Annotated in this window: 24 protein-coding genes; 11 read left to right on the forward strand and 13 right to left on the reverse strand. The window is 73.6% G+C overall.

The features are described from left to right. Positions 1-183: 183 nt before the first annotated feature. From E4622_RS22015 to E4622_RS22050, 8 genes are all read left to right on the forward strand, one after another. Positions 184-912, forward strand: coding sequence for a hypothetical protein (locus E4622_RS22015; protein ID WP_134742382.1), 729 nt, complete (start codon positions 184-186; stop codon positions 910-912). Between the two features lie 4 nt (positions 913-916). After that, positions 917-2,161, forward strand: a complete 1,245-nt coding sequence (locus tag E4622_RS22020; RefSeq protein ID WP_134742383.1) for an MFS transporter — start codon at positions 917-919, stop codon at positions 2,159-2,161. Next, a complete protein-coding gene (locus E4622_RS22025) occupies positions 2,158-3,186 on the forward strand; it encodes a hypothetical protein (protein WP_134742384.1) in 1,029 nt (342 codons plus the stop codon). The genes E4622_RS22020 and E4622_RS22025 overlap by 4 nt, the downstream gene beginning before the upstream one ends. 20 nt (positions 3,187-3,206) lie before the next feature. After that, positions 3,207-4,424: a hypothetical protein gene (locus E4622_RS22030; protein WP_134742385.1), complete on the forward strand. Its 1,218-nt coding sequence runs from the start codon at positions 3,207-3,209 to the stop codon at positions 4,422-4,424. Continuing rightward, on the forward strand, positions 4,417-5,247 hold the full coding sequence (locus E4622_RS22035; RefSeq protein ID WP_134742386.1) for a WecB/TagA/CpsF family glycosyltransferase: 831 nt from the start codon (positions 4,417-4,419) through the stop codon (positions 5,245-5,247). Before E4622_RS22030 ends, E4622_RS22035 begins: the two co-directional genes overlap by 8 nt. Further along, positions 5,244-6,500, forward strand: coding sequence for a UDP-N-acetyl-D-mannosamine dehydrogenase (gene wecC, locus E4622_RS22040; RefSeq protein WP_134742387.1), 1,257 nt, complete (start codon positions 5,244-5,246; stop codon positions 6,498-6,500). The genes E4622_RS22035 and wecC overlap by 4 nt, the downstream gene beginning before the upstream one ends. A 2-nt stretch (positions 6,501-6,502) precedes the next feature. Continuing rightward, positions 6,503-7,645, forward strand: coding sequence for a UDP-N-acetylglucosamine 2-epimerase (non-hydrolyzing) (wecB, locus tag E4622_RS22045; RefSeq protein ID WP_134742388.1), 1,143 nt, complete (start codon positions 6,503-6,505; stop codon positions 7,643-7,645). A 127-nt stretch (positions 7,646-7,772) separates the two neighbouring features. Further along, positions 7,773-8,981, forward strand: coding sequence for a hypothetical protein (locus E4622_RS22050; protein WP_134742389.1), 1,209 nt, complete (start codon positions 7,773-7,775; stop codon positions 8,979-8,981). A gap of 7 nt (positions 8,982-8,988) precedes the next feature. Here E4622_RS22050 and E4622_RS22055 read toward each other — a convergent pair whose 3' ends face one another. The 4 genes from E4622_RS22055 to E4622_RS22070 are packed head-to-tail and all read right to left on the reverse strand — an operon-like array spanning position 8,989 to position 12,917. Continuing rightward, the gene (locus E4622_RS22055; protein WP_134742390.1) at positions 8,989-10,392 is read right to left on the reverse strand and encodes an O-antigen ligase family protein; all 1,404 of its coding nucleotides are present in this window, start codon (positions 10,390-10,392) and stop codon (positions 8,989-8,991) included. A 3-nt stretch (positions 10,393-10,395) separates the two neighbouring features. Then, the gene (locus tag E4622_RS22060) at positions 10,396-11,133 is read right to left on the reverse strand and encodes a hypothetical protein (RefSeq protein WP_134742391.1); all 738 of its coding nucleotides are present in this window, start codon (positions 11,131-11,133) and stop codon (positions 10,396-10,398) included. After that, positions 11,123-11,920, reverse strand: coding sequence for a hypothetical protein (locus E4622_RS22065; protein ID WP_134742392.1), 798 nt, complete (start codon positions 11,918-11,920; stop codon positions 11,123-11,125). Before E4622_RS22065 ends, E4622_RS22060 begins: the two co-directional genes overlap by 11 nt. Next, entirely contained in the window at positions 11,904-12,917 is a 1,014-nt protein-coding gene (locus tag E4622_RS22070; protein WP_134742393.1) for an FkbM family methyltransferase, read from the reverse strand. Before E4622_RS22070 ends, E4622_RS22065 begins: the two co-directional genes overlap by 17 nt. A gap of 286 nt (positions 12,918-13,203) precedes the next feature. On the opposite strand from E4622_RS22070, the gene E4622_RS22075 reads away from it, so the two are divergent. The 3 genes from E4622_RS22075 (at position 13,204) to E4622_RS22085 (ending at position 16,861) form a co-directional block, all read left to right on the forward strand. Next, on the forward strand, positions 13,204-14,433 hold the full coding sequence (locus E4622_RS22075) for an acyltransferase (RefSeq protein ID WP_167736198.1): 1,230 nt from the start codon (positions 13,204-13,206) through the stop codon (positions 14,431-14,433). A 304-nt stretch (positions 14,434-14,737) separates the two neighbouring features. Beyond that, complete coding sequence (locus tag E4622_RS23085) at positions 14,738-15,892, forward strand: hypothetical protein (protein ID WP_209022052.1); 1,155 nt, start codon at positions 14,738-14,740, stop codon at positions 15,890-15,892. 39 nt (positions 15,893-15,931) lie between these two features. Beyond that, positions 15,932-16,861, forward strand: a complete 930-nt coding sequence (locus E4622_RS22085) for a glycosyltransferase family 2 protein (RefSeq protein ID WP_134742395.1) — start codon at positions 15,932-15,934, stop codon at positions 16,859-16,861. A 12-nt stretch (positions 16,862-16,873) separates the two neighbouring features. Here E4622_RS22085 and E4622_RS22090 read toward each other — a convergent pair whose 3' ends face one another. Genes E4622_RS22090 through E4622_RS22130 form a run of 9 tightly spaced genes read right to left on the reverse strand, consistent with a single transcriptional unit; the run spans position 16,874 to position 26,050 of the window. Next, on the reverse strand, positions 16,874-17,923 hold the full coding sequence (locus E4622_RS22090) for a glycosyltransferase (RefSeq protein ID WP_134742396.1): 1,050 nt from the start codon (positions 17,921-17,923) through the stop codon (positions 16,874-16,876). Continuing rightward, on the reverse strand, positions 17,913-19,397 hold the full coding sequence (locus E4622_RS22095; RefSeq protein ID WP_134742397.1) for an oligosaccharide flippase family protein: 1,485 nt from the start codon (positions 19,395-19,397) through the stop codon (positions 17,913-17,915). Before E4622_RS22095 ends, E4622_RS22090 begins: the two co-directional genes overlap by 11 nt. Continuing rightward, entirely contained in the window at positions 19,394-20,434 is a 1,041-nt protein-coding gene (locus tag E4622_RS22100) for a glycosyltransferase (RefSeq protein WP_134742398.1), read from the reverse strand. The genes E4622_RS22095 and E4622_RS22100 overlap by 4 nt, the downstream gene beginning before the upstream one ends. Position 20,435: 1 nt before the next feature. Next, the gene (locus E4622_RS22105) at positions 20,436-21,536 is read right to left on the reverse strand and encodes a DegT/DnrJ/EryC1/StrS family aminotransferase (RefSeq protein WP_134742399.1); all 1,101 of its coding nucleotides are present in this window, start codon (positions 21,534-21,536) and stop codon (positions 20,436-20,438) included. Beyond that, the gene (locus E4622_RS22110; RefSeq protein WP_134742400.1) at positions 21,533-22,234 is read right to left on the reverse strand and encodes a NeuD/PglB/VioB family sugar acetyltransferase; all 702 of its coding nucleotides are present in this window, start codon (positions 22,232-22,234) and stop codon (positions 21,533-21,535) included. The genes E4622_RS22105 and E4622_RS22110 overlap by 4 nt, the downstream gene beginning before the upstream one ends. Further along, the gene (locus tag E4622_RS22115; RefSeq protein WP_134742401.1) at positions 22,231-23,307 is read right to left on the reverse strand and encodes a Gfo/Idh/MocA family oxidoreductase; all 1,077 of its coding nucleotides are present in this window, start codon (positions 23,305-23,307) and stop codon (positions 22,231-22,233) included. Before E4622_RS22115 ends, E4622_RS22110 begins: the two co-directional genes overlap by 4 nt. Before the next feature lie 24 nt (positions 23,308-23,331). Then, positions 23,332-24,444, reverse strand: a complete 1,113-nt coding sequence (locus tag E4622_RS22120; RefSeq protein WP_134742402.1) for a DegT/DnrJ/EryC1/StrS family aminotransferase — start codon at positions 24,442-24,444, stop codon at positions 23,332-23,334. Further along, positions 24,441-25,031, reverse strand: a complete 591-nt coding sequence (gene rfbC / locus E4622_RS22125) for a dTDP-4-dehydrorhamnose 3,5-epimerase (RefSeq protein WP_134742403.1) — start codon at positions 25,029-25,031, stop codon at positions 24,441-24,443. The genes E4622_RS22120 and rfbC overlap by 4 nt, the downstream gene beginning before the upstream one ends. Next, positions 25,028-26,050, reverse strand: a complete 1,023-nt coding sequence (locus tag E4622_RS22130; RefSeq protein WP_134742404.1) for a GDP-mannose 4,6-dehydratase — start codon at positions 26,048-26,050, stop codon at positions 25,028-25,030. Before E4622_RS22130 ends, rfbC begins: the two co-directional genes overlap by 4 nt. Positions 26,051-26,141 lie beyond the last annotated feature (91 nt).

Below are 26,141 nucleotides of genomic sequence, written 5' to 3' on the forward strand. Positions count from 1 at the left end.
CCTGGGCGCGGAGCTGACCACCGCCCTCCTCCCCTCCGGGCGGCGGAGGGGCGCGGTGTCGCCGGGTCCCCAGTCTTGGGTATCTGACCGCCGATCCCGCAGACGGGTCGCGGCGATCCCAGAGGCTCAGGGGCGGAGTGGGGGACCGGAACCGTTCCTCGCCTGTCGCCTAGGGGCTCGTTGATGTCGAATCGCCGCTCGATGCTGACCGCCGTCGCGCTCATCGTGGGCCTGGCCGTCGCCGTGGGATGTGTGCTCGCCCTCGGTGTCGGTCAGGACCCGAGGGCCGACGCGGAGGGGGTCGCGCACCCGAACGCCCGGCCCGGCGCTGCGAGCGAGAGCTCCCAGGGCCGGCCCGGGACCAGCCCTAGCGGGGCGACGGAGTCGCGGCCGATGCCCTCCGCGTCCTCCGGCGAGGCACCGTCCGCGACGGCGTCGCCCCGGTCCGCGCCGACCTTCAGGGGCGGAGTGCGGATCGCGCCCGAGCGGCCCGGACCGGAGTCGGCGTACCGGCTTCCCGGTCTGCGCGCCGCCGCGCCGGTGTCCCTCCCGAGCCGGGACGACCTCCCGGCCGAGGCGGTGTTCGCCCGCGGGCGGCTGGTCGACGGCTATCCCGCCCGGCTGCTCCCGGGCGCGCCCGGCGGCTCGGTGGTCACCAGCAGCCTGGCTCCCTCGGCGGACCGGGTGCACGTGGCCCTGGTCGGACTCCGAGGGCGCCCCCCGCAGCGGGTGCTGCGCTTCTACCGCGCGTCCATGAGCCGCGCTGGGTTCCGGGAGGTCTCCGTCCGCGCCGCTTCCGGCAGCTCCGCCGCCGCCTTCGCCCGGGGAAGGAGCCGGGTGCTCGTCACCGTCGACCTCAGCGGGACCCGGGCCTACTCGCTCTTCGCCAGCCTCTTGATCGGCAGGGCCTGACCAGATGTACATCACGCTCAGCGACCGGCCGGCGGCCTCGCCCGCCGCTCCCGTCGCCGGCCGGCGGCGCGTGGCGCCGGTGGTCGTCACGCTGGGTCTCGTCAGCCTCGTCACCGACATCTCCTCGGAGTCCGTCGCGGCGATCCTGCCGCTGTACCTGACCGCGGTGGTCGGCCTGTCCGCCATCTCCTACGGGCTCGTCGACGCCCTCTACCAGGGGGTCAGCGCCCTGGTGCGCATCGGCGGTGGATGGGCGGCCGACCGAGGCGGACACCCCAAGTGGGTCGCGTTCGTGGGCTACGGCCTGTCGGCGGTGGCCCGCTTCTTCCTGCTCTTCAGCACCGGCCTGGCGGCCATCTCGACGGTCATCGCGGCCGACCGGGTCGGCAAGGGGCTGCGCACCGCCCCCCGCGACGCGATGATCTCGGCGGCCACCCCTCCCGAGAGCCTCGGGCACGCCTTCGGGGTCCACCGGGCGTTGGACACGGCCGGCGCCGCGATCGGTCCGCTCATCGCGTTCGCGGTCCTGTGGTGGATCCCGGACGGCTACCTCACGGTCATGGTGGTCTCGTTCGGGTTCGCCGTGCTGGGGGTGGCCCTTCTCGGTCTCCTGGTGCCGGACCGGCCGGTGGTCGAACGACGCCAGGACCGCGCCCCGGTGCGGTGGCGGGAGGTGGCGCAGCCCGGGCTCGTCCGTCTGCTGGTGGTCGCCGGCGCCCTCGGCCTGGTGACGGTGGGGGACGGGTTCCTCTACCTCGCGCTGCTCGACCTCGGCGGGTTCGCGGCCCACTGGTTCCCGTTGCTCTACGTCGGCACGAACGTCGTCTACCTGACGCTCGCGGTCCCCGTCGGTCGCCTGGCCGACCGGCGCGGCAAGGCGAAGGTGCTGATCGCCGGGCACGGCGCGCTGCTCGCGGCGTACGCCGTCGTGGCGCTGTCCCTGGACGCCACGGCGTCGACGCTGCTCGTGCTCCTGCTGCTCGGCACGTTCTACGCCGCGACCGACGGGGTGATCGCGGCCCTCGCCGGCCGGCTGGTGCCGGACGAGCTGAGAGCCAGCGGCATCGCCTCGGCCCAGACGGTCGTGGCGCTCGCCCGGATGGCCTCCTCGGCGGCCTTCGGCGCCCTGTGGTTCGTCCTCGGACCCCAGCAGGCGCTGGTCGTCGTGGGCGGCGTCCTGCTCCTCGCGCTCCCGGCGGCGTTCGCCACGGCCCGCGGCCTGGACCTCGACGCGGCGGAGCTCCCATGAGCCAGCGCGCCAGGGTCTCCCTGTTCCTCGCCCTCGTCTTCGTCGTCGTCAGCGGTGTGACGGCCTACGCCGTCGGCTCGGCCGCCGACTACCGCGAGACGCACGAGCGGACGCCGAGCGTCCCCACGGTGTCGCACCCCGACCAGGACGCCGGCACGAGCACCGGGCCGCGGATCCTCTTCCGGCACACCGGCATCGACGAGAGCTACGGGCGGGTGGGCGCGGTGTCGCTCGACGACCCCTCGGGTCCGCGGTCCTTCAGCGACGTGAGCTGCGACCGACTGGACGCGACCGCCGAGGTGACGGCGTGCCTGCGGACCGAGCGAGGGGTCGTGACCACCTACTCGCTGACGGAGTACGACGCCGACTGGCACGAGCAGCAGCGGGTCGCGGTCCCGGGGATCCCGAGCCGCACACGTCTGTCGGCCGACGGGACACTGGTCGCGACGACGACGTTCGTCAGCGGGCACGACTACATGCAGGCCGGGTTCTCCACGGCGACCGAGATCCGCGACGTCGGCGGGCGCGGGCACGGCGACCTCGAGCGGTTCGCCCTCGTGATGGACGGTGAGCGGGTCACCCCCCGCGACCGCAACGTCTGGGGCGTCACCTTCGCCGACGACGACACGTTCTACGCCACCGTCGGCACGAACGGCGAGACCCACCTCGTGCAGGGGAGCCTGTCCGCCCGCACCCTCACGTCGGTCGCCGACCAGGTGGAGTGCCCGTCGCTCTCCCCGGACGGCACCCGGATCGCCTTCAAGCAGGCCAGCACGCGGGACGGGAGGACCTGGTGGACCCCGGCCGTGCTCGACCTGGCCTCCGGCGAGCGGACCGTCCTCGACGCCGAGCGGGCCAGCGTGGACGACCAGCTCGAGTGGCTCGACGACCACACCCTGCTGTACGGGCTTCCCCGTGAGGGGGAGACCGGCAGCACGGACGTCTGGGCGCTCGACACGCGTGGGTCCGTCCCTCCGCGACTCCTGATCGCCCAGGCCTGGTCACCCGCGGTGGTGCGGCCATGAGCACGACGAAGGGAACCCGAGTGCACCCGCAACCCCCCGCCCCTGCCGACGCCCCTGCCGACCTCGAGGTCGCCGCCGCGTGGCCGCGCGTCGCCGCGATGCGGATCGACGACCCGGCGGCCCCCGACCGCGTCCTGCGGCTCACCACCCTCGCCGAGCGGGGCCTCGCCGCGGGGTACGACGCCGGCACCGGGTCCTTCGCCCAGACGGTCCGCGGTGTCAGCGGCGGCCACGGGGTCCGCGTCCGCTCGGAGGGAGCGAGCCTGCGCTACACCGCGATGGCCGCCCTGGGGATCGGCCGCCTGCCGGAGGCTGCACAGCGAGAGATCCTCGGTGGCCGCACCGCGGGGGAGGTGGCGCTGCGCACCGCGGAGCGGGCACTCGACTCCGACGACCCGGGCGCCGTCGCGCTGGCGGTCTGGGCCGGCGTCGAGCTCACCGGCTCGGCCCCCGGCGTGCTGCTCGACCGCCTGGGCCGCCTCCTGCGTGAGCGCCGGTCGCTGCCGACGGTGGATGCCGCCTGGATGCTGACCGCCGCGGTCGCGGCCGCCGATGACACCGACACCGGGGACATCGTGGGGCGGGCGGCCGCGCTGCTGCGGCGCCATCACGGCCCGGGCGGCACCTACCCGCACGTCCTGCCGCCGCACACCCAGTCACGTGTGCGTGCCCACGTCGGCAGCTTCGCCGACCAGGTGTACCCGTTGCAGGCCTTCGCCCGGGCGTCCCGGCTGACCGGCGAGCGGTGGATGCTCGAGCTGGCCGACCAGACGGCGGCCGCCATCTGCGCCGCCCAGGGTCCGGCCGGTCAGTGGTGGTGGCACTACGACTGTCGCGACGGCAGCGTGGTCGAGCCGTACCCGGTCTACAGCGTCCACCAGCACGCCATGGCGCCGATGGTCCTGTTCGACCTGCGGGAGGCCGGCGGAGCGGACCATCGTCCGGCGATCCGACGCGGCCTGGAGTGGGTCGACACGCACCCGGAGGTGGTCGAGGAGCTGGTGACCGAGCGCTTCGGCCTGGTCTGGCGCAAGGTGGGCCGGCGCGAGCCGCGGAAGGCCGCGCGGGCACTCGCGTCCGCCGTCACCTCGGTCCGGCGGGGAGCCACGGTCCCGGGCATCGACCGGGTCCTGCCGCCCTCGGTGGTCGACCACGAGTGCCGGCCCTACGAGCTCGGCTGGCTGCTCTACGCGTGGCTCGCGCCGATCGGTCGACGGTCCGGGGTCGAGGATGCGTGACACCGGCGTCCCGACCCGGCGGCTCTTCGGCCTGGAGGTCGACGCGCTGACCCTCGAGCAGACCGTGGCGCTGGCCGAGGAGGCCGTCCGCCGGCACGAGCGGCTGCTGATCGGCGTCGTCAACGCCGCCAAGATCGTCAAGCTCAAGGCCGACCCGGTGCTCCGCAGCTCGCTCCTCGAGGCGGACCTGATCCTCGCGGACGGGCAGTCCGTGGTCTGGGCGAGCCGGCTCCTGCGCCGGCCGCTGCCCGGACGGGTGGCGGGCATCGACCTGTTCGAGGAGCTGCTCGGCGTCGCCGACCGGCTGCACCTGCGGGTCTTCCTGCTCGGCGCCACCGCCGCCGTGCTCGCCAGGGTCGAGGACGAGGTCGCCCGCCGCTGGCCGGGAGCCGTCCTCGCCGGGAGCAGGGACGGCTACTTCGCGGAGGAGGAGTCCGCCCAGGTCGCGGACCAGATCGCCGGGTGCTCCCCGGACCTGCTCTTCCTCGGGATGACGACCCCGAAGAAGGAGATCTTCCTCGGACGGTACGGCGACCGGCTCGGCGTCCCCGTCCAGCACGGCGTGGGTGGCTCCTTCGACGTGCTGGCCGGGGTCACCTCCCGTGCACCGCGCTCCTGGCAGCGCCTCGGCATGGAGTGGGCCTACCGGGTGGCCCAGGAGCCGCGCCGGCTGGGCCGGCGCTACCTGGTCACCAACCTCGCCTTCGTCGGGCTCGTCGGGGTCGAGCTCGTCCGCCCGCAGCCGGCGTACCCGCGCCCCCGCCCGACCACGCGGCTCGAGGCCGTGACCGAACCGCACCCACCACGGAGGGAACAACCATGAACGAGGTCTTCGAAGGACGCATCGCCATCCTGGGGCTGGGCTACATCGGCCTCCCCACCGCGGCCGCCCTGGCCACGCGCGGCATCGAGGTGGTCGGCGTCGACGTGAACGAGGCCACCGTGAAGGCGGTGGCCAACGGAGAGGTGCCGTTCGTCGAGCCGGACCTGTCCGCGGCCGTGAGCGGCGCCGTGGCCATGGGCCGCCTGACCGCCTCGACCGAGACACCGGCCGCCGACGCCTACATCATCGCGGTGCCCACGCCGTTCCGCGACGACCACCAGGCCGACCTGCGCTACGTCCAGCAGGCGAGCGAGCAGATCGCGCCGATGCTGCGCGGAGGTGAGGTGGTCATCCTCGAGTCCACGTCCCCGCCCGGGACCACCGAGCGCGTCAGCCGGTGGTTGGCGGAGCTGCGGCCGGACCTGGTCTTCCCGCACAGCTCCGAGGGCGTGCCGGACGTCTACGTCGCGCACTGCCCCGAGCGGGTGCTGCCGGGGCGGATCATGATCGAGATGGTGACCAACGCCCGCGTCATCGGCGGGATCACGCCGCGGTGCGCCGCGAAGGCGGCCGCCATCTACCGGGTCTTCGTGCAGGGCGAGATCGTGCTCTCCGACGCCGCGAGCGCCGAGATGGCCAAGCTCGTGGAGAACGCCTACCGCGACGTCAACATCGCCTTCGCCAACGAGCTGTCGCTGATCAGCGAGCGCATCGAGCTGGACGTCTGGGAGGTCATCCGCCTCGCGAACCACCACCCCCGGGTCAACGTCCTCACGCCGGGCCCGGGAGTGGGCGGCCACTGCATCGCGGTCGACCCGTGGTTCATCGTGGGCGCCGCTCCCGAGGAGGCCACCCTGATCCGGGCCGCACGGCAGATCAACGACCACAAGCCCCACCACGTGGCCCACCAGGTGGCGCTCAAGTCCGAGCGGTTCCGCAACCCGACGATCGCGTGCCTGGGGCTGGCCTACAAGGCCAACGTCGACGACCTGCGCGAGAGCCCGGCCATCGACATCGTCGCCGCCATCGCCCAGGCGCAGCCCGAGCTCGACATCCGCGTCGCCGAGCCGCTGACCCACGTCCTGCCCCACCAGCTCGCCGACTACCCGAACGTGCGCCTCGAGGCCGCGTGCGACGCCATCGCCGCCGCGGACATCGTGGTGCTGCTGGTGGACCACGACCACTTCAGGTCGCTGAGCCGGTCCCGGCTCGCCGGCAAGGTCGTGTACGACACCCGCGGGCTCTGGAGGTAGTCGTGCCGAAGGTGATGGTGGTCTACGGGACCAGGCCCGAGGCGATCAAGCTGGTCACGGTCATCCGGGCGCTGTCCGCCGCTCCGGACGTGGACGTCGTGAGCGTGGTGACGGGACAGCACCGCGAGATGCTCGACCAGGTCAACGGGCTCTTCGGGATCGTGCCCGCCCTCGACCTCGACGTCATCCAGCCCCGCCAGCAGCTGGCCGACCTCACCGCCCGCGTGATGGCCGGCGTCACCGGGGCGATCCGCCGCTTCCGGCCCGACGCCGTCATGGTCCAGGGCGACACCACCACCTCGTTCGTCGCCGGGCTGGCGGCCTTCTACGAGCAGGTGCCGGTCCTCCACGTCGAGGCCGGTCTGCGCACCGACGACCGCTACAACCCGTTCCCGGAGGAGGTCAACCGGCGGCTCACGTCGCAGCTGGCCTCGCTCCACTTCGCGCCGACGCGGCTCTCCCGCCAGAACCTGCTCGCCGACGGCATCGACCCTGCGGACGTCCTGGTCACGGGCAACACGGTGATCGACGCCCTGCTCGAGGTCGTCGCCCGCGACCTGCCGGTGGAGAACCCGGACCTGGCCGTGCTGGACGGCGGCCCGGCCGTCCTCGTGACCAGCCATCGCCGCGAGTCGTGGGGGGAGCCCATGGCCCACACGGCGGCGGCCCTCGCGCGGCTGGCCAAGGAGTTCTCCTCCGTCCGGTTCGTGCTGCCCGCGCACCTCAACCCGGTCGTCCGCGAGGTGCTGCTCCCGCCGCTGCAGGGGTTCGACAACGTGACCATCACCGAGCCGCTGTCCTACGGCGACTTCGCGTTCGCGATGAACGCCTGCTCCGTCATGCTCACCGACAGCGGGGGAGTGCAGGAGGAGGCGCCCAGCCTCGGCAAGCCGGTGCTGGTGCTGCGCGACAACACCGAGCGGCCCGAGGCCGTCCACGCGGGCACCGTCCGGCTGGTCGGGACCGACGAGGACCGGATCGTCGAGGAGGTGTCCGCGCTGCTGAGCGACCCGGCGGCGTACGACGCCATGGCGCACGCCGTCAACCCGTACGGCGACGGGCTCGCGACGCCGCGGATCGCCGCGGCCGTGGCGCACTTCTTCGGCGTCGGGGACCGCGAGGACGAGTGGGGCGGCACGCCCTGACCCGTGTCTCGGGCGGTCCGCGAGCAGGTGGTACGGGCCCGGGCCGGTGTACGTTGAGGGGCGACCCACCCCCCGCGCGTCCCCCCCCGACGCACCCCTGGAGGTCCCAGTGCGCCCACACGACCGGATGCCCCGCCGCACCCTGAGGTCGGCCCTGGTCGTCCTCACGTCGGCCGCCGCCGTCCTCGCCGCCACCACCGCCGTCCCCGCCCCGAGCTGGTCGGCGCCCGCGGACGACGCCGCCCGGAGCGGCCCTGGCGCCTCGCGCGCCGGCGCCCGGGCCGTGGTCGGGCTGAGGACGGCCCGTCAGGTGTCGAGCCAGCGCGGGGCTCGCGCGGTCGTGACCGTCACGCGAGCCGCCGGCCGCGTCCCCGCGGGCCGGGTCGTGCTGCGCAGCGGCACCCGGGTCCTGGCCTCGGTGACCACGAGAGCCGGCCGCCGGGCCCGGGTCGTGCTCGACCTGCCTCGCCTGCGCCCCGGGCAGCACCGCGTGCGTGCCTACTTCCGCGCCGGCGGGCGACGCCTCGGGCGCAGCCCCGCCGTCGCCGTCACCTCGCGCGCCGGGTGCGCCTGGAAGCCGTCGGCCTGCGGGTTCGCGTCGGCCGGGACGACGGGCGTGCCGCGGGGGACCCGCCTGCGGGCGTCCGGGTCCGTCACGGTCACGCGGCCGGGGACTGTCATCGACGGGCTCGACATTCGGGGCACCCTGACGATCAAGGCCCCCCGGGTGGTGGTCCGCAACACCAGGATCCGCGGGGCGGGATTCTGGGTGGTCACGGTCGACAAGGCCGCCTCCGGCGTGGTCCTCCAGGACGTCGAGGTCGACGGGCTCGGGACGCGGGGGGTGGCGGGGTCCTCCGGCATCGTCGGAGGGTCGCCCACGATCATCGGCGCGCGCGTCACCGGCGTCGAGAACGGCCTCGTCCCCGGGTCCGGCACGCGGATCCGGCGCTCCTACGTGCACGGACTGGCCTCACCCGGCGCCCCGCACTACGACGGGATCCAGATCGACGGCGGCGTGAAGGACATCTCGGTGACCGCGAGCACCATCGACGTCTCGGACCAGACGCAGACGTCGGCGGTGATGATCGACAACTACTTCGGAGCCGTCTCGGACGTGTCCGTCACCCGCAACCTGCTGATGGGTGGGGGCTTCACCGTCTACGCCGACGGGGCCTTCTCCGACTCCGACGGCATCGAGACGGTGACCTACGCGAGGAACCGGCTCGTGCGTGGCTACTACGGCTACCACCTGGTCCGGAACGCGCGGGTGCGGTGGGCCGGCAACGTCGTCGACCGGACCGGCTCGCCGGTGCGGGTGCCCGCATCCAGCTGAGCCTGCGTCATGGCCCGCGCAGGCCGTCGCCTGCCACCACCACCGCGCGTGCCGGCTCCGTCGTCGGCGCCTGGAAGTGCTCGGCCCTGACGATCCTCCACAGCGCGTCCACGAGACCCAGCGACAGCGCGGTCACGGCGGCGGCCGTCGGGAACGTCAGCGCGTCGAAGAACGCGTAGCTGAGCGTCAGCCCGCTGATGCCCGCCGCGAGCGCCCCCGCCAGGGACCTCAGCTCCGCGGACGCCGTCCGGCGGCGGGCGGTCAGCGCCACGCCGATCCCGGTCAGGAACGTCGCCACGAGCGCCAGCGTGCCGACCACGCCGGTGTCGATGAGCAGCCCGAGGTACTGGTTGTCGATCACCCGGTAGGGCGGCAGGAACGTCATGAACCCGCGCCCGAAGAGCGGTGCGTGCTCGATGAAGGCCCACCCGAGCTCGTAGCTCCCGGTGCGCGAGGTGGTGGTCGGGTCGTCGGAGAGGCCGCTGAACATGCTCGTGATCGTGCCGAGCATGCCCGGCACGAGCAGGAACAGGCCGACCGTGCCGAACGCACCGACGATGCAGGCGCGCAGGCGCACGGGAGCCGGCCACAGCGGGAAGATGACGACCAGCGCTGCCAGCAGCGCCAGGAACCCGGACCGCGAGTTCGCGAAGGGCACGGCGAGCACCACGACGACGGTCGGCCACCAGCGGCGCAGCAGGCCCCCGGTGCCGTGCAGCCCGACGTGGACGCACAGGGGCAGCATCGCCGCCATCACGACGCCGAACTCGATGGGGTTGATCGTGGTGCCGATCGCCCGGCTGAAGCCGTCGCGGGGTGCCACCGTCGGAAGGATGGTGTTGACCGACAGCCCGGGGATCGACAGACGGTCCGTGAGCGCCTGCCCGGTCACGAACTGGATGATCCCCACGGTGGCGCACGCCCCGACCCCGACCGCCAGCCGCCGCACCAGCAGGCTGATCCGGTCGTGGCTGGTGACGCCGTCGGCGGCGATCACGACCAGGCCGGCCCAGCCGCACAGCATGATCAGCGCGGTGTGGATGCTGTTGAGCTCAGTGCCGGTGATGGGACGCGACATCGCCGCGACGTAGCTCGCGAGGACGCCGAGCACGAAGAGGGTCCCCACGGTCCGGACCGGGTGGGGGCGGGCGAGGGGACGGTCGACCCGGGAGATCCGGTCGAGGAACCAGCAGCACGCGCCGAGGAGGGCGAGCATCCCGGCCGGGGTGCCGGCGGCCCCCAGCGGCGCCGCCACCAGGCTCGCCGGGATCGCGAACAGCACGAGGATGTAGAGCGTCAGGAAGTCGACGCCGTCGACGTCGTGCGCCTCCGCCCAGGCGACGACGGCGTCCCGCAGCCGGCGGAGCAGCAGGAGCCCGGTGACCATCTCCAGGACGCGCTGCCACCCCATGGCTCAGGGCTTCCGGCCGCGCGCGGCCGTGAGGTCGGCGACCCCGTCACGGCTGTCGGTGTCGTCGGGCTCCTCGGTCATCCGCAGCTGGGGCACGGCCCGCTCCGCTGACCGGGCACGTCTGCGTCGTCTCCGCAGCAGCAGGCTGTCGGCCAGTGCGGTCAGCATCAGGGTCGCTGCCAGCCCCGCACCGAGCACCATGAGCGCCGCGCGCAGCTGCGGCCGGTAGGAGACCTGCGGCTTGTCCGACGAGGCGATGACCTTGGAGCGGATGAGCTGCCTGTCCTCGACGCCGGCCGACGCCTGGATGGTCGACAGCGTCGCCGGGACCTGGTCGACGAGCACCTTCAGGCCGTCCGCGGCCGACTCCGCCGACGGAGCCTCGACGGTCACGAGGAGGATCGGGGCCGCCGTGCCGCTGTCGCGCTCGACGAGGCCCGACACCGCACCGGTGCCCGCGAGCCGCTCCTGGACCGGGTCGGACGACAGCCCGGCGGCGGCGACGTCCACCGCCGCCTCGAGCCCACCCATCACCAGGTAGGGGTTGCCGCCGGGTCCGACCGTCTTCTCCGGTGCGAGGAGCACGACGCTCGCCTTCATCGTGTACACCGGGGACACCCGTTGCGTGGCGAGCTGGGTGAGCGGGAGGGTCACCAGCAGCCCGGCGATGACGAAGTACCACCGCCGCGTCACCAGGCCCAGCACCCCGTTGAACTTCACTGCCTCGGCATCAGATGCCATGCGGATCCCCTTGTCCCCAGGAGGCCTGTCCGGGCCGGTGTGGCGCGGCAGGCGTGGTCGTCACGAGCGCGCGGGAGGGTGCGCTGCCCTCGGAGTCCGAGGAGGCCTGGTGCCGTCCTCGACGGGCGTCGAGGCTGCGGGTGCCCCGACGGCAGACCACGGCCGTGAGCACGAGACCCAGCAGTGCGGTCGCCGCCATGGCGCGCTCGCGGTGGGTCGGCGCGTAGCGCACCTGCGGCTCCGCCGGCACGCTGCTCGCGGTGGCCCGGGTAGGGGTCGGCACACCGGCCTCGTCCTGCAGCCGCTCCAGCGCCCGGGTCACCCGGGCGATCCCGTCCTGCAGGCGCCTCGAGACGCCCTGCGGGGTCTCGTCCACGGCCTCCACCCGGATGAACGGCCGGCTGAAGTCGTTGGCCCACTGACCACCGAGATTGACCAGGCTGATCATCGTCTCGTGGCGCAGCCCCTGGTCGGCGAGGGTCAGTGACTGGTTGGTGACCCGGGGCACCTCCTCGCCGTGGGTCGCGACCTCGGCGACGAGCGCCGCGAAGCGGACGGCCTCCTGGTTCGAGGTGGCCAGGGGGTTGGGCACCGCGAGCGTCCGGGGCAGGTGGACCACGACCTCGACCTTGCCGACGTAGACGCCCTGCGCGGACCCCACCGCGCTCGTCATGAGGACCGTCACCACCAGGCCGCCGAGCGCGAGCGCCAGGACGAGGAGCCGGCGCCGCGCGGGCGCCCGGGCGGCGGACGCCGCAGACCCCTGGTCGTCACCGGGTCGAGGCACGCTGACCACCGAAGGCGCCCCTGTCGTCCGCGGCTCGCAGCGAGATCCCCGCCGCCGCGAGGTCCAGGGTCGCCAGCGCGTCGACGTGGATCCCGATGACGTGGCGCGCCGGCCACGGCGGGCGCTCCAGGGTGCTCAGCGCGAGGTCCTCCAGCTCGTGCAGGACCCGCTGGTCGGGGGAGTAGAAGAAGAAGCGATAGCCCCACTCGCCACACCGTTCGTACCAGGGGATCGAACGCTCGCCGATCAGGAGGACGAGGATGGAGGCGGCGCCGCGGGCGAGCAGGGCCGCGGCCCCGGACAGCACCTCGGGCTCGTAGCCGGCGACGTTGATCTTGAGCACCGAGATCCGGGGCAGGCCCAGACGTGCGACCTCGTCCGTGAGCGTGCGCACGGCGACCAGCTCCGAGGACCAGGCTCCCGGGACGGGCCGGTCGAGACGGCTGAGGTAGCTGTTGCCCTGGGTGACGAACGCCTGCTCGCCGACCCGGTCGGACAGGGCCACCTGGTGCACGTGGACGCGGTCGCCGAGGCGGTTGTCCGCGAGATTGCGCCGAAGCGAGGAGATGTTGGCGCCGCTGGGCTCGAACGCGTGCACCTCGGCGACCGGGAGGCCGGCGGCGAAGACCGAGAACTGGCCGATGGCGGCCCCGACGTCCACGACCAGCCAGTCGGGCTCGGCGATCTCGGACAGCAGCGGGAACTCGGGGTCGATGAGGGTGCGGAACATGACGAGTGCCGGTGGCAGCTGGGAGGCGACGTCGAAGCTGATCGACGCACCCGAGCGCAGCCGGACGTGTGCTCGCTCCCGGCGCCCCAGGCGGAGCCGCGCCAGCCGGACGCCGCCCGCGACCGCGGGCCAGAAGCCGACGACGCGTGCCCCCCACCGGAACTTGTCCCAGGCCTGCCACACCCGCCGCAGGCCGTGCCGGCCCGCTCGCGGCAGCAGGTGGCGCGCATCGCGCAGCGGCCTCCGCAACCGCCCGGACCATTCCACGACAGACTCCTCGTTCGCCAGCCCTCCGGGGGCGCCACGTGGTCGCGAGCACCCCGCGGCCCGACCGGGCCGCGCTCGTCCTCCAGTCTCCGGCGAGGCTCCCGACCGGTCCGCGCAACGGCGACGACATCCCCAATATTGGCTACCCGCCGCGGGGACCCCGGACCGCGCGTCGCGCCCGCCGTAGCGTGCCGGGCGAAGCCTCAGTGAGCGCCGGCAGGCGCCCAGGCTGAGGGACGGGCGAGGGACAAGGTGCCGCGTGGCCACATCAACCGGACCAGCGGGCGTGCCCGCGCCGCTGCGGGCGGACGCGGCGGGCCCTGCGGTCCAGGCGCGATTCGACTACCTGGACGGGATCCGGGCGGTGGCGGCGGTGTTCGTGGTCGTCCACCATTCCTGGCTGCTGGTCTACCCCGGCTTCCCGCGCAACAGCGGCCCGTCCTGGCTCGGCTGGATGCTCTACGGCCATCTGGCCGTCTCGGTCTTCATCGTCGTCTCGGGCTTCTCCCTCGCCCTCGCCCCGATGCGCCGCGACCTGCACCTGCCGGGGTCGACCGCGCAGTTCATCGCCCGTCGCGGATGGCGCATCCTCCCGACGTACTGGGCGGCGCTGGCCTTCTCGTGCGTGGTGTTCGGGGTGGTGACGGCCGACCAGACCGGGGACACGGTCGACCTGAAGGCCGTCCTCGTCCACGCCGTGATGCTGCAGGACGTCGTCGACAGCGCGAAGCCGAACGGCGCGTTCTGGTCCATCGCCGTCGAGTGGCAGATCTACTTCCTGTTCCCCGTCATGGTGTACCTCTCACGGCGCGTGGGGATGGGTCTGACCTTCGCAGGCACCGTCGGCCTCGTGCTCGTCGGCTACCTGCTCGCCGTGAACGCCAGCCCCTTCGAGCGCTTCCTGAACATCACGCCGCAGTACGTCGCGCTGTTCGCGATGGGGGTGCTGGCCGCGGGACTGCTCCGTCCCGGCTCCGACCCCCGGTCCGCCCGGTTCCTGATGCCCGCCAGCGTCGTGCTGGGGCTCGCGTTCGTCGCGCTCTGCCTGGCGCAGGGCTCCGTGTGGGTCGTGGGCCACTTCTTCTGGGTCGACCTGCTCGTCGGCGCCGCGGTGGCCGCCGCCGTCGGCGGGCTGGCGGTGGGACGTGGCCGCGCCGCTGCACGGGTCCTCGGCAGCCGGGTGCCGGTGAGGGTCGGGGCCTACAGCTACAGCATCTACCTGATCCACGCCCCGATCCTGTGGCTGGTCTGGCTCGTCGGGGTGTCCCGGCCCGACCTCCCGCCCGGTGGCAGGCTCGCCCTGCTCCTGGCGACCGCGGTGCCGGTCGTGCTGCTGACGTCCTGGCTCTTCCACCTCGTCTTCGAACGCCCGTTCCTCGCTCGCCGCTCGTGGGCGGCCTGGCGCGACGCGCTGACGTCGTACGCCGGCGCGCGTGGTCGCCACCCGGTGCGGGTGCTCGCGGAGCCGGCAGCGGCCGCGGACCTGGGGTCGCCCCAGCCCGCGGGGGAGCGTTGAACGGGCATCCTCAATATTGGGTAAATCGGGACCACGACGCACCGGTCCCGCGCTCGCGTTTGCCCTGGTGACGCGCCTGGGACGGCGGATCCGGGCGGTTCTCGCGCCGCCCCCGGAATTTGCGCTCTGCCGTGCGACCGGGTTCGTTGGACGGGAACCACCAGGGCAGCCTGCCCACGATCCTGCAGCCCGAAGAGCCGACGACAGGTCGGTCCTCGCGGCTCGTCGCCTCCAGGCGGCACAGGGTCGGACGTCGCGCGTGGGGGCACCGCGTGACACCAACGAGCCCCTCTGGAGTCACCACATGAGCAAGTTCTCCCAGGCGCGCCGTGCCGCGCTCGCCGGCATCGTCGCCGCGACGCTGTGGGCGGCGGCGCCGGTCGGCGCAGCACCCGACGCGTCGTCGGACCGATCCTCGGTCCGGCCCGACCACCGGGTGTCGGCCGAGACCTGGTCGGGCGCGCGCCGGCACTGCTGGCCGCACCGCCGTCACTGCTGGTGGTGGCCGGGCCCCACGCCCACCCCCGTCCCGACCCCCGAGCCCACCCCCGAGCCCACCCCCGAGCCGGCGCCGGAGCCGGAGCCGACGCCTGACCCGACGCCCGAGCCGACGCCGGAGCCCGAGCCCGAGCCCACGCCGGAGCCCACGCCGGAGCCCGAGCCGGTGCCCGAGCCGGCGCCGGAGCCGGAGCCGGTGCCCGAGCCCAGCCCCGCCCCGGGCAGCTACGGTGACGCCGCCTCGACGGGAGTCCCGGCAGGCACGAAGCTCACCGCCTCGCGGAGCCTGACGGTCACCACGGACGGCGCGGTCGTCGACGGGTTGGACATCGACGGGACGCTGACGATCAGGGCCTCGAACGTCACCGTGCGTAACACCCGCGTGCGCGGGAGCGCCTTCTGGGTCGTGACGATCGCCAACAGCGCCGAGAACGTGCGGTTCGAGAACGTCGAGGTCGACGGCCTCGGCATGGACGGCAGCCCGGGCTCCTCCGGCATCGTGGGCCCCGGCACGTTCGTGGGCGTCGACATCCAGGGCGCCGAGAACGGCCTGGTCCCGAGCTCCGGGTCGGTGATGCGCAACTCCTACATCCACGACCTGGACGCTCCTGGCGCCCCGCACTACGACGGGATCCAGATCGACGGGGGACAGAGCGACGTCCGCATCACCGGCACCACCGTGGACATGTCCAACCACACCCAGACGTCCGCGGTCATGGTCGACAACTACTTCGGCCCGATCCGCAACGTGGTGGTCGACGGCAACCGCCTCCTGGGCGGTGGGTACACGGTCTACGCCGACGGCAACTTCTCCGCCAGCGACACCATCACCGGCGTGCGCTACGTCGACAACCGGATGGGCAAGGGCTACTACGGCTACGGACTGCTCCGGCAGGCCCAGGTCGAGTGGGCCGACAACGTCGACGACACGACCGGACGGCCGGTGACCGCAGGCGGCTGATCGGCTGCAGCGACCGCGATCCGCTCGTAGGATCGCGCCGTGAGCCAGCCCGTCGACGTCGTCGTCGTGACGTACAACAGCGCGGCCACGATCGGGCCCCTGCTCGACAGCCTTCCGGCTGCGGCGGGGGCTCTGTCGTACCGCACCACGATCGTCGACAACGCGTCTGTCGACGCCACCCCCGCGGTGGTGGCACGCCGGGCCGACGCGCAGCTGGTGCCGGCGCCCAACGACGGCTACGCCGCGGGCCTCAACCGCGGGGTCGCGGCGGCGGGTGGCAGCGGCCCGATCCTGATGCTCAACCCCGACTGCGTGCTCGAGCCGGGCTGCGTCGAGCGGCTCGTCGAGGCTCAGGAGGAGACCGGCGCGGGGGTCGTCGTGCCGCAGGTGCTGGACCAGGACGGCGCCACGGCCCGGTCGCTGCGCCGCGAGCCGTCGCTGCCGCGGTCGGTCGGCTTCGGGGAGTCACGGTGGCCGCTGCTCAGCGAGGTGGTCACCGACGACGCGGCCTACGCCCGCCGCCATCCCGTGGACTGGGCGACCGGGGCCGTGATGCTGGTGAGCCGTGACTGCTACGACGCGCTCGGCGGCCTGGACGAGTCGTTCTTCATGTACTCGGAGGAGACCGACCTGTGCCTGCGGGCGCGCGACCTCGGTCTCCTCACCGTCGTCGAGCCTCGCGCACTGGCGATGCACCTCGGTGCCGCCTCGGGGCAGAGCCCCGAGCTGTACGCGATGCAGGCGGTCAACCGCGTGCGTCTCTACCGCCGACGGCACGGCGCGGCCGCCAGCCTCCTCTTCCTGATGCTCGCCGTCGCCCGGGAGGCCGGCCGGGCTCTCGCGGGCGACCCGGAGGCGCGGCGAGCGCTGGAGTCCCTGGTGCGCCGCTCCCGCCGGCCGGCGCAGCTGCCGTGGACGGGGTCGATCCTGCGCCGGTCGTCCCCAGACAGGTCGCTCACGTCCGCGTGAGTCCCGGGGCCCTCAGGTCTCCGACATCAGCGGCGCACAGATCCGCAGCAGGTCCGCGCGCAGCCCGTCCTCGTGGTAGCGGTGGAGCACGGCGGCGGAGGCGCGGCGTCCCGCGGCCGCGAGCGTGTCCAACGGCAGTGCCATCACTCGCTGGAGCTCGCGCACGAGCTGGGCGGTCGACCTCACGGGGCTGCAGTAGCCGGGGTCGAAGAACTCCTCCCCGCCGCCGCCGGGGTAGCCCACGACGTAGGCGCCGCACGCCATGGCCTCGGCGGGCGGCAGGCCGAAGCCGTCGCGGTCGCTGAAGCTGACGAAGAGAGGGACGCGGCGCAGCGTCTCGGCGACCTGGCCCTCGGACATCCCGGTCAACGGCACCGGCTGCCACCCCACCCCGAGGGCGCGCAGCATGTGCAGGACCTGGTTCCGCTCCTGCGGGCGCCGGGACGGGGCGTAGGCGAACGCCCTCCGGTCCGGCACGGGTCCCGGGTGGAAGAGCCGGCCGTCGACGACGGGCCGGGCGACGTCGACAGGCACGTCCGGGAAGGACATCGCCAGCAGCTCGGCGCTGTCGCGCGACACCGTCATGATCCCCTCGAGGCGACCGAGGTCGCGGTACGGCGATCCGGGCGCGGTGGTGTCGAGGTCGAGGGCGTCGAAGGTGAGGTAGGCGCCCTGGTTGAAGACCAGCACCCGGATGCCGGGGTCGAGGTGGCGCATCGAGGGCCCGTAGACCTCCGGCACCACGAGCAGGTCGTCGGCCCCGAACCGCAGGCCCTGGCTGTCGACGACGCGGGTCGTGTGGGCGAACCAGGTCGCGCGGAACCCGGGCGCCGTGTGCAGCACGGCGGCCCGCAGCCCGAGGGCGTTGAGGAGGTCGACGTGGCGGTAGGCGACCCGCACCCCGCCGTGCGGGGTGTCGACGTCCGGCACGAGGTAGTAGATCGTCGGGGTCCCTCGGGCCGGGTGCACCCGGATCGAGGGGACCCGCCGCCACCGCAGCTCGCGGTGGGACCGGTAGCGACCGACCACGGCCCGGGCCGCCTCCGAGGCGCTAGGCAGCATGGTGGCTCCCCACGGTGCTCGCCGTCGTCGTCGGGGGAGCGTGACCCACCGGCGCCTCGTCGAGGACGAGTCGCCGCAGGTGGGGTCCGGCGGTGAGCGCGTAGACGCCGGTCATGGCGAGCCCGGCGACGGTCAGCTGGAGCCACGGGTCGTCCAGCGCGGCCACGGTCACCAGCCCGACGCCCACGGTCGGCACCGCCGCGGCGACGGGGAGCCCCAGGGCGCGGAGCACCTGGGCGCTGCCGACCCCGGCGCTCCGCAACGCCACGAGGAACGCGGGGAGGGCCACCAGGGACGCGATCGCGACATGCGCGAGACCGGCCCCGGCCAGGCCGCGACCCTGGACCGCCCACCACATGGTGGGCGCCAGGGCCACGAACCACAGCAGCTGACAGCTCAGCAGCAGGAGCGAGCGTCCATGCGCGGTGAGGTAGGCGACCCACACGTCGATCAGGATCCGCATCGCCCCCAGCGGGGCCAGCCAGACCAGTTCCGTGGCGGCGGCCGCCCACCGTTCGCCGTACAGGATCGTCACCACCGGGTGGGCCAGCACGGCGAGGCCGATCGACATCGGGACGGCCACGCCCCACGTCAGGCCGCAGGCGCGTGCGAGCGTCGCGGTCGAGTCGTCCGTCCCGTCCCGGTGGATCTCGGCGAACGCCGGCATCGCGACCGCCCGGATGGCCGTGCCCACGATCGAGCTCGGCCACGAGGACAGGTTGAAGGCGATGCTGTAGAGACCGAGCGCGGTCACACCGCCCAGACGGCCCACCGCCACGTTGTCGATGTTGAGCAGCCCGAGGGACAGCAGCCCCGCGACCGACAGGGGCAGGCCGAAGCGGAGCCCGGACCGGGCGACGGACCGGTCCCACCCGACCTGCGGGCGGGTGCGCGTCAGAGCGAACTGGAGGACGACCACCGCCGTCTGTGAGACCAGCCGCCCGATCGCGATCGACATCGCGCCCCAGCCCGCGACGGCCAGCCCGAGTGCGAGGCCGGTCGACAGCGCGAAGGCGACGAGCTCGACCTGGAAGAGCTCCCGCTGCCGCAGGTCTCGCTGCAGGCGGGAGAACGGCACCACGCCGACACCGGCAAGGAGCAGGGTCAGCGCCATCACGCGGATGACCGCGGTGGCCTCCGGTGCCGCGAAGAAGTCGGCGAAGGCGGGGGCGGCGAGCAGCACGGCCACCGTCAGGAAGCCGGAGGAGACCAGCGACAGGGTGGCGATCGTGGGCCCCCGCCGGTCGATGTCACCGTGCCGGATCAGGTCGGCCGCGAGCCCCAGCTCGCTGAGGGTCATCAGCGCGGTCTGCACGGTGAGGGCGATGGCGAAGACCCCGAACGCCTCGGGGTCGAGCAGGCGGGCCAGGAAGATGCCGGTCACCAGCGTGCCGAGTCGCAACGTCAGGTTGTTCAGCGCGCTCCACATGATGCCCGTGCGAACCCGCGCGCCCAGGGTCGCGGGCGCGGTCATACGCCGTACCTGCGCCAGAGCCGCCACCTCAGGTGCTCCTCGACCCGCCGCAGGAACGCCGCGGCGCGGTGCTCGAGGAGCCCGTCGGCCAGCGCGGCCAGCGGCCGCGGGGAGGCCGCAGGCACGGTGGTCTCGGTCTCCTGCGCGAAGCGGGTGAACGCGTCGGTCTGGTCGGCGCCGGCCCCGTCGCGGCGGCTGGCGAGGGCGAGGCGCCGAGCCCGGCGCACGACGGAGCGGTGGGCCTGCTCGCGGAGCCCGCTTCCCAGGTCGACCCCTCGCGGCGGGTCGTCGAAGAGGATCCGGAGGACCTCGCGCTGCTCGACGAGGTCGCGGTGCATCCCGGCGAACCTCGTCAGGTGCATGTTGGCGCCGTGCACGCGGTAGAACGCCTGGGCGCCGTTGTTGACGCGGCCGACTCCCCAGCAGGCGGCGGCCTGGTACCAGAGCAGCATGTCGGCGCCCAGCGGGAGGCGCTCGTCGTAGGCGCCGATCTCCGACCACGCGGCGCTGCGCATCACCGCCGTCGGCGTGTAGACGGGGTTCCTGGAGCGGCGGGCGCGCGGCGTCAGCCACTCGCCGGGGCCCCACACCGACCAGCTCCGGGGGCGGCAGTCGACCTCGGGGGGCGCCTCGGTGAACGACGGGGCGTGACCGTAGACCAGCCCGACCTCCGGGTGGGCCTCCATGAGCGCCGTGGCGCGGGTCAGCGCGTCCGGCGTCAGCAGGTCGTCGGCCGAGAGCAGGACGAGGTAGTCGCCACTGACCTTGCCGAGGCCCTCGTTGTAGGTGCGGATGTGGCCCTGGTTGGTCTCGTGCGCCAGGACCTGCACCCGGTCGTCGCCCGCCGCGATCCGGTGGGCGACCGCGACGCTGTCGTCGGTCGAGGCGTCGTCGACGATCAGCACGTCGACGTCGACGTGGTCCTGGTCGAGCGCCGAGGCCACCGCCTGGGGCAGGAACCGCCCGTAGTTGTAGCAGGGCACGACCACCGAGACGCGGGGACGCGACGTGAGCGGCACCGGCCGACGCAGGCGCACGTCAGCCCTCCTGGGACGCGGCCACGGCGGCGGCGACCCGCTCCTGCTGGTCGCCGGCCAGGTGCGGGTACATCGGCAGCGACAGGATCTCGCCGGCCGCTCGCTCGGCCACCGGGAAGCTGCCCGGTCCGAGACCGAGGTGGGCGTAGGCCCCGGTCAGGTGGACCGGCGTCGGGTAGTGGACGCCCGCACCGATGCCCGCGGCGCCCAGGTCGGCGAGCAGACGGTCGCGACGCTGTGACCGCACGACGTAGAGGTGCCAGACGTCGCTGTTGCCCTCGGCCGATCGCGGCACCCGCAGTCCCGGCACGTCGGCCAGCAGCTCGGCGTAGCGGGCGGCGGCCTCGCGACGCAGCTCGTTCCACTTCTCCAGCCGGGACAGCTTGGCGCTCAGGTAGACGGCCTGGATGGTGTCGAGGCGGGAGTTCATCCCCACGACGTCGTGCACGTACTTGCGCGGCGATCCGTGGGCGGCGAGCAACCTGACCGACGCGGCGATCTCCGGGTCGTCCGTGGTCACGGCCCCCGCGTCACCGGCGGCGCCCAGGTTCTTCCCTGGGTAGAAGCTCGTCCCCGCGACGGCGCCCAGCGAACCGGCCGCGCGACCGTGACGCTGGGCTCCCTGCGCCTGGGCCGCGTCCTCGACGATGGGGACGCCGCCCGCCAGGGCCCGCAGGCGCTCGACGAACGCGGTCTGGCCGAAGAGGTGCACGGGCACGATCGCCTGCGTCCGAGCGGTGATCGCGCCGCGCACCTCCTGGGGGTCGATGAGGAGGTGCTCGTCGTCGACGTCGACGAGCACCGGGTGCGCCCCGATGCGGGACACCGCCTCGGCGGTCGCGATGAAGGTGTTGGCGGGCACGATCACCTCGCCGCCGGCTCGCACCCCGACCGCCCGCAGCGCGAGCTCGAGGGCCTCGGTCCCGTTGGCGACGCCGATGGAGTGCCGGGTGCCGACGTAGGCGGCGTACTCGCGCTCGAAGTCGTCGACCTCCCGCCCACCCACGAACGCCGTCCTGTGGAAGACGTCCGCGAGGCCGATACTCACCTCGTCCGCGACCTCGTCGTGCTGAGCGGCGAGGTCCACCAGGGGGATGGTCATGGCACATGCCTTCCTCGAGCGCCGCGAGCGCCCGACTGGTCGGGGGTGGTGGGGCGGTTCGTCCCGAGCGTCATCTCGAGGCGGCGGGCGGGGACGCCGGCCCACACCTGCTCCGGCGGGAGGTCCCTGGTGAGGGCGGCTCCCATGCCGAGCGTGGACCCGGGGCCGACGGTGAGGCCCTCCCGCACGGACGCGTTCATGCCGACGTACGCCGCCCGGCCGACCCGGACCCGTCCGCCGAGCACGGCCCCGGCGCACACGGTCGCGTAGTCGGCCACGTCGTCGTCGTGGGTGAGCGTGGCGTTCGGCATCACGACGACGTGGGACCCCAGGCGCACGTGGGCGGTGAGCACGACGCCGGCGAGCAGGATGCTGCCCCGGCCGATGGTGCAGTCCGCGGGCAGCGACACCGAGGGGTGGACCAGCGTGAGGTAGCGGTCCTCGTGGACGCCGAGCCCGGCGAGCCGCTCCACGATGCTCCGGCGAGCCGTGCCGCGCCCGGCGCACACCAGCACCCGGTGCCCCTCGTGCTGGCGAACCTCCGCCAGGCCGCCCACGACCGGCACGTCGCCCAGGTCGGTGCCCCAGCGGCCGGGGTCGTCGTCGAGGACCACCGCGTCCTCCAGGTAGCCGAAGGTCCGCACGGCCGCGATCGCCTCGAGAGCGAGTCCGCTGGCGGCGACGAGCACGAGCCTCATGTCGTGACCCGCACCGGCGCTGCGGCGGCCGGCTCGCCGGCCAGCGGGACCAGGGTGCCCTGCGCCCGCATGCTCGCGCCGGCGGCCTCCAGGACGTGGAGGATGCGCAGCCCGGCGCGGCCGTCGGTGCGCGGCGCGCGCTCCTCGCGGATGCTCGCCGCGAACTCCTCGACCATGGCGCCGAGGGCCTCGCGCTCCTGGAGCGCCGGCGCCCACGTGTCGCCCACCCGGTAGGCGACGTTGCGCGCGGCGCGGGCCTCGCCGTCGGCCGGGCGGTCCGTCAGCTCGACGCCGCGGTCGTAGATGCTGACGCGCTGGACGAGGTTGAGGTCGTCCCAGACCAGCGTGCGGCGGGAGCCGCCGATGACCATCTGCCGGATCTTGGTGGGGCTGAGCCAGTTGACGTGGACGTGGGCCATCGCCCCGCTCCGCAGGGGCAGGTTGAGGTGGCCCACGCAGGCCTTGCCCGCACCCAGCGGGTCGGAGCCGTGCGCCGAGACGCCGATCGGGTCGAGGCCTCCCGGCAGCACGAAGTCGAAGACCGACAGGTCGTGCGGCGCGAGGTCCCAGAGCACGTCGACGTCGGGCTGGACCAGGCCCAGGTTGATCCGGACGGAGTCGATGAACAGGATCTCGCCGAGCGCGCCGTCGGCCACCAGCTCGCGGATCTTGCTGACGGCCGGCGTGTAGCAGTAGGTGTGGTCGGCCATCAGGACCAGGCCGTGCTGCTCCGCCTGACGCACCATCTCGCGGCCGCGGGCCGTGCTGTCCGCGAGCGGCTTCTCCACCAGGACGTGCATGCCGGCGCGCAACGCCGCCAGCGCCAGTCCCTGATGCGTGGCGGCGGGCGTCGCGATCGCGACCGCGTCCACGTCGCTCATCGCGAGCACCTCGGCCAGCGAGTCGGTGACGGTCACGAAGGGCAGGTCCTGCACGAGCCTGCGAGCCTTGCCGGTGTCGAGGTCGCACACCGCCACCAGGTCCCAGTCGTCGCTGGCCAGGAAGTTGCGGACGAGGTTCGGCCCCCAGTAGCCGGCACCGACGACGGCGACCCCCAGACGGTCACGGGACATCGTGGTTCTCCTTGCTTGAGGCGCTCACAGGCACTTCTCGAGGGCGGTGACGACCTGGTCCTGCTCGTCGTCGGTCAGGCCGAAGAACATCGGCAGGAGCACGGTCCGGGCGGCTGCCTCGTCCGTGTGCGGCAGCGACGCCGTCGGCAGGTCCGCATAGGCCGGCTGCGTGTGGATGGCGAAGATCCGGCGGGTCGCGACCCCCAGCTCGAGCATCGCCACCATCAGCTCCTCCTGGGTCCGCTCGGTGTGCAGGCGGACGTTGTAGGACTGGTAGACGTGGGTGAAGCCCTCCGGGACGTACGGCGTCTCCACGCCCTCCTGGCCGGCGAGCAGCTGGTCGTAGCGACGACCGAGCCGCTCGCGCTCGGCGACGATCTCGTCGACCCGCCCCATCTGGACGACCCCGATGGCCGACTGGATGTCGGTGATCTTGTGGTTGAAGCCGACCTCGGGGTAGGTCTCCAGGACCACCTTCTGCGCCCGGTCGCGGTCGGCGGTCGAGACGGAGGCGGAGTGGGCGCGCAGCAGGCGGATCCGCTCCGCGGCACGCGCGTCGTCCGTGGTCACCATGCCGCCCTCGCCGGTGGTGAGGATCTTGCGAGCGTCGAAGGAGAAGCAGGTGAGGTCCGACAGGGCGCCGAGGCGCCGACCGTGGACGGTGGCCCCCAAGGAGGGCGCCGCGTCCTCGACGACCTTGAGGCCGTGTCGGCCGGCGACCGCGTTGATGGCGGGGATGTCGGCCGGGAGACCGATCTGGCTCACCGGCAGGACCGCGCGCGTCCGCGCCGTGACCGCGGCCTCGACCAGGTCCGCGTCGATGTTGTAGGTGCGCGGGTCGATGTCGACGAAGACCGGGGTGGCGCCGCAGTAGCGGATGGCGTTCGCGGTGGCGATGAAGCTGAACGACGGGCAGATGACCTCGTCGCCGGGGCCGACCCCGGCGGCGAGGAGCGCGAGGTGCAGCCCCGTGGTGCAGCTGCTGACGGCGACGGCGTGCTCGGCGCCGACGTACTCGGCGACCAGGCGCTCGAACTCCGCCGTGCGCGGTCCGTTCATGAGCCAGCCGGAGTGGACGACGGCGGCGGCAGCGGCCGCCTCGGCCTCCCCGAGGGCGAGTCGGGTGATGGGGATCATGAGCGGGGGCTCCTGTGCTCGGACCAGCCCGGCCCGAAGTCGGGGTGGGCGCGGTAGTCGGCGAAGGAGGGCGCGCCGGCGTCCTTCGCGGAGGTGAGGGGTTGCTCGACCGGCCAGGCGATCGCGAGCTCGGGGTCGTCGTGGGCGAGGGCGCGCTCGGCGTCGGGCCGGTGCAGGCCGGTGCACTTGTACTGCACCTCGGCCACGTCCGAGACCACCGCGAACCCGTGGGCGTAGGAGGGCGGGACCAGCAGCTGCGAGCGGCTCTCGGCGCTGAGCCGGACGCCCAGCCACTGCCCGAAGGTGGGGGAGTCGACCTCGAGGTCCACGACGACGTCGTGGATCTCGCCCACGGTGCACCGGACCAGGCGCCACTGCGCCCCGTCCGGCCCCTGGTAGTGCAGGCCCCGGACGACACCCGCACGGGACCGCGAGTGGTTGTCCTGCACGAACGTCAGGTCGATCCCGAGGTCGGCGAACGTGCGTCGGCTGTAGGACTCGTAGAAGAACCCGCGGTGGTCCTCGTGCGTCTCGAGCTCGAGCAGCCGGACGCCCGGCAGGGCGAGCTCGGTGGCCACGACCTTCATGCGCCCCAGTTCCTGTCCTCGATCTGGGCCAGCATCGACTCGGGCGACTCGGGCCGCTGGGTGAACCACGAGACCAGCTCCTCGATCCCGTCCTCGAAGGCGATCCGTGGCTCGAAGGCGGTGAGCTTGCGCATGAGCGTGTCGTCGACGAGGAGGCGGCGTACGTCGCCGGGCCGGTCCTCGGCGTGGACGGCGGCCGGCACGTCCGCGTCGACCTGCTGGCGGATCAGCTCGACCAGGTCGTTGATGCTGGTCTCGCTGCCGGAGCCGAGGTTGACGGTCTCGCCGACGGCCTCCTCGCACGTCGCGAGGGCGATCAGGCCCGCCGCGGTGTCGGAGACGTGCGTGAAGTCGCGGGTCTGGGTGCCGTCACCGAAGACCAGCGCCGGCTTCGAGCACATCGCCCGCACGATAGTCCGCGGGATGACCTCACCGCTGTCGCCCTCGAAGTGGCTGCGCGGACCGTAGGTGTTGAACGGCCGGACGACGACCACCGGGAGCCCGTAGGTGCGGAAGTGGGCGCGCGCGTAGGCCTCGCCGGCGAGCTTGGAGGCGCCGTAGACCGTCTCCGGCCAGGTCGGGTGCCGCTCGTCCATCGGCACGGTCTGGGCGGTGCCGAACACCTCGCTCGAGCTGACGTGCACGAACCTGCCGACGCGCTCCCTCCTGGCCGCCTGCAGCAGGTGCAGGGTCCCCTCGGCATTGACCGAGTGGTTCTCGACCGGGTCGTGCAGGCTGTGCCGCACGCCGAGGCAGGCCAGGTGCATCACCACGTCGGCCCCCTGCAGCAGCGGGGTAACCGCCGCCCGGTCGCGGATGTCCACCACCGCAAGATCGGTACGGGGGTCCTCCAGCGCCGGCGCGAGGTTCTCCACCCGGCCGTTCACCAGGTTGTCCACGACCTGGACCTTCGCCACGTCGGCGGCCAGCAGCGCGTCCACCAGGTGGCTGCCGATGAAGCCGGCGCCCCCGGTGACCAGGACGGTGGCGCCTGCGAGGGCACTCGTCTGAGTGTGCACGTCTCTCCCCAGGTTCTTGTGCGGTGCGGTGGTGTCGGTGCGCCTCACGCTTCAGCATCCGCGGACCGTGCGGACCGTTTGCGGTCCCGCC

This window comes from Nocardioides sp. 503, from assembly GCF_004522095.1.
In the GTDB taxonomy this organism is placed as follows: domain Bacteria; phylum Actinomycetota; class Actinomycetes; order Propionibacteriales; family Nocardioidaceae; genus Nocardioides.

Bases quoted from the DNA above. Each gene is read 5' to 3' on its own strand.
- E4622_RS22035 (WP_134742386.1), top strand. From the start codon at position 4,417: ATGCGTGACACCGGCGTCCCGACCCGGCGGCTCTTCGGCCTGGAGGTC.
- E4622_RS22025 (WP_134742384.1), top strand. From the start codon at position 2,158: ATGAGCCAGCGCGCCAGGGTCTCCCTGTTCCTCGCCCTCGTCTTCGTC.
- E4622_RS22050 (WP_134742389.1), top strand. From the start codon at position 7,773: ATGCCCCGCCGCACCCTGAGGTCGGCCCTGGTCGTCCTCACGTCGGCC.
- E4622_RS23085 (WP_209022052.1), top strand. From the start codon at position 14,738: ATGAGCAAGTTCTCCCAGGCGCGCCGTGCCGCGCTCGCCGGCATCGTC.
- E4622_RS22120 (WP_134742402.1), bottom strand. From the start codon at position 24,444: ATGATCCCCATCACCCGACTCGCCCTCGGGGAGGCCGAGGCGGCCGCT.
- E4622_RS22095 (WP_134742397.1), bottom strand. From the start codon at position 19,397: ATGACCGCGCCCGCGACCCTGGGCGCGCGGGTTCGCACGGGCATCATG.
- E4622_RS22090 (WP_134742396.1), bottom strand. From the start codon at position 17,923: ATGCTGCCTAGCGCCTCGGAGGCGGCCCGGGCCGTGGTCGGTCGCTAC.
- wecC (WP_134742387.1), top strand. From the start codon at position 5,244: ATGAACGAGGTCTTCGAAGGACGCATCGCCATCCTGGGGCTGGGCTAC.
- rfbC (WP_134742403.1), bottom strand. From the start codon at position 25,031: ATGAAGGTCGTGGCCACCGAGCTCGCCCTGCCGGGCGTCCGGCTGCTC.
- E4622_RS22060 (WP_134742391.1), bottom strand. From the start codon at position 11,133: ATGGCATCTGATGCCGAGGCAGTGAAGTTCAACGGGGTGCTGGGCCTG.
- E4622_RS22105 (WP_134742399.1), bottom strand. From the start codon at position 21,536: ATGACCATCCCCCTGGTGGACCTCGCCGCTCAGCACGACGAGGTCGCG.
- E4622_RS22015 (WP_134742382.1), top strand. From the start codon at position 184: ATGTCGAATCGCCGCTCGATGCTGACCGCCGTCGCGCTCATCGTGGGC.
- E4622_RS22055 (WP_134742390.1), bottom strand. From the start codon at position 10,392: ATGGGGTGGCAGCGCGTCCTGGAGATGGTCACCGGGCTCCTGCTGCTC.
- E4622_RS22020 (WP_134742383.1), top strand. From the start codon at position 917: ATGTACATCACGCTCAGCGACCGGCCGGCGGCCTCGCCCGCCGCTCCC.
- E4622_RS22110 (WP_134742400.1), bottom strand. From the start codon at position 22,234: ATGAGGCTCGTGCTCGTCGCCGCCAGCGGACTCGCTCTCGAGGCGATC.
- E4622_RS22115 (WP_134742401.1), bottom strand. From the start codon at position 23,307: ATGTCCCGTGACCGTCTGGGGGTCGCCGTCGTCGGTGCCGGCTACTGG.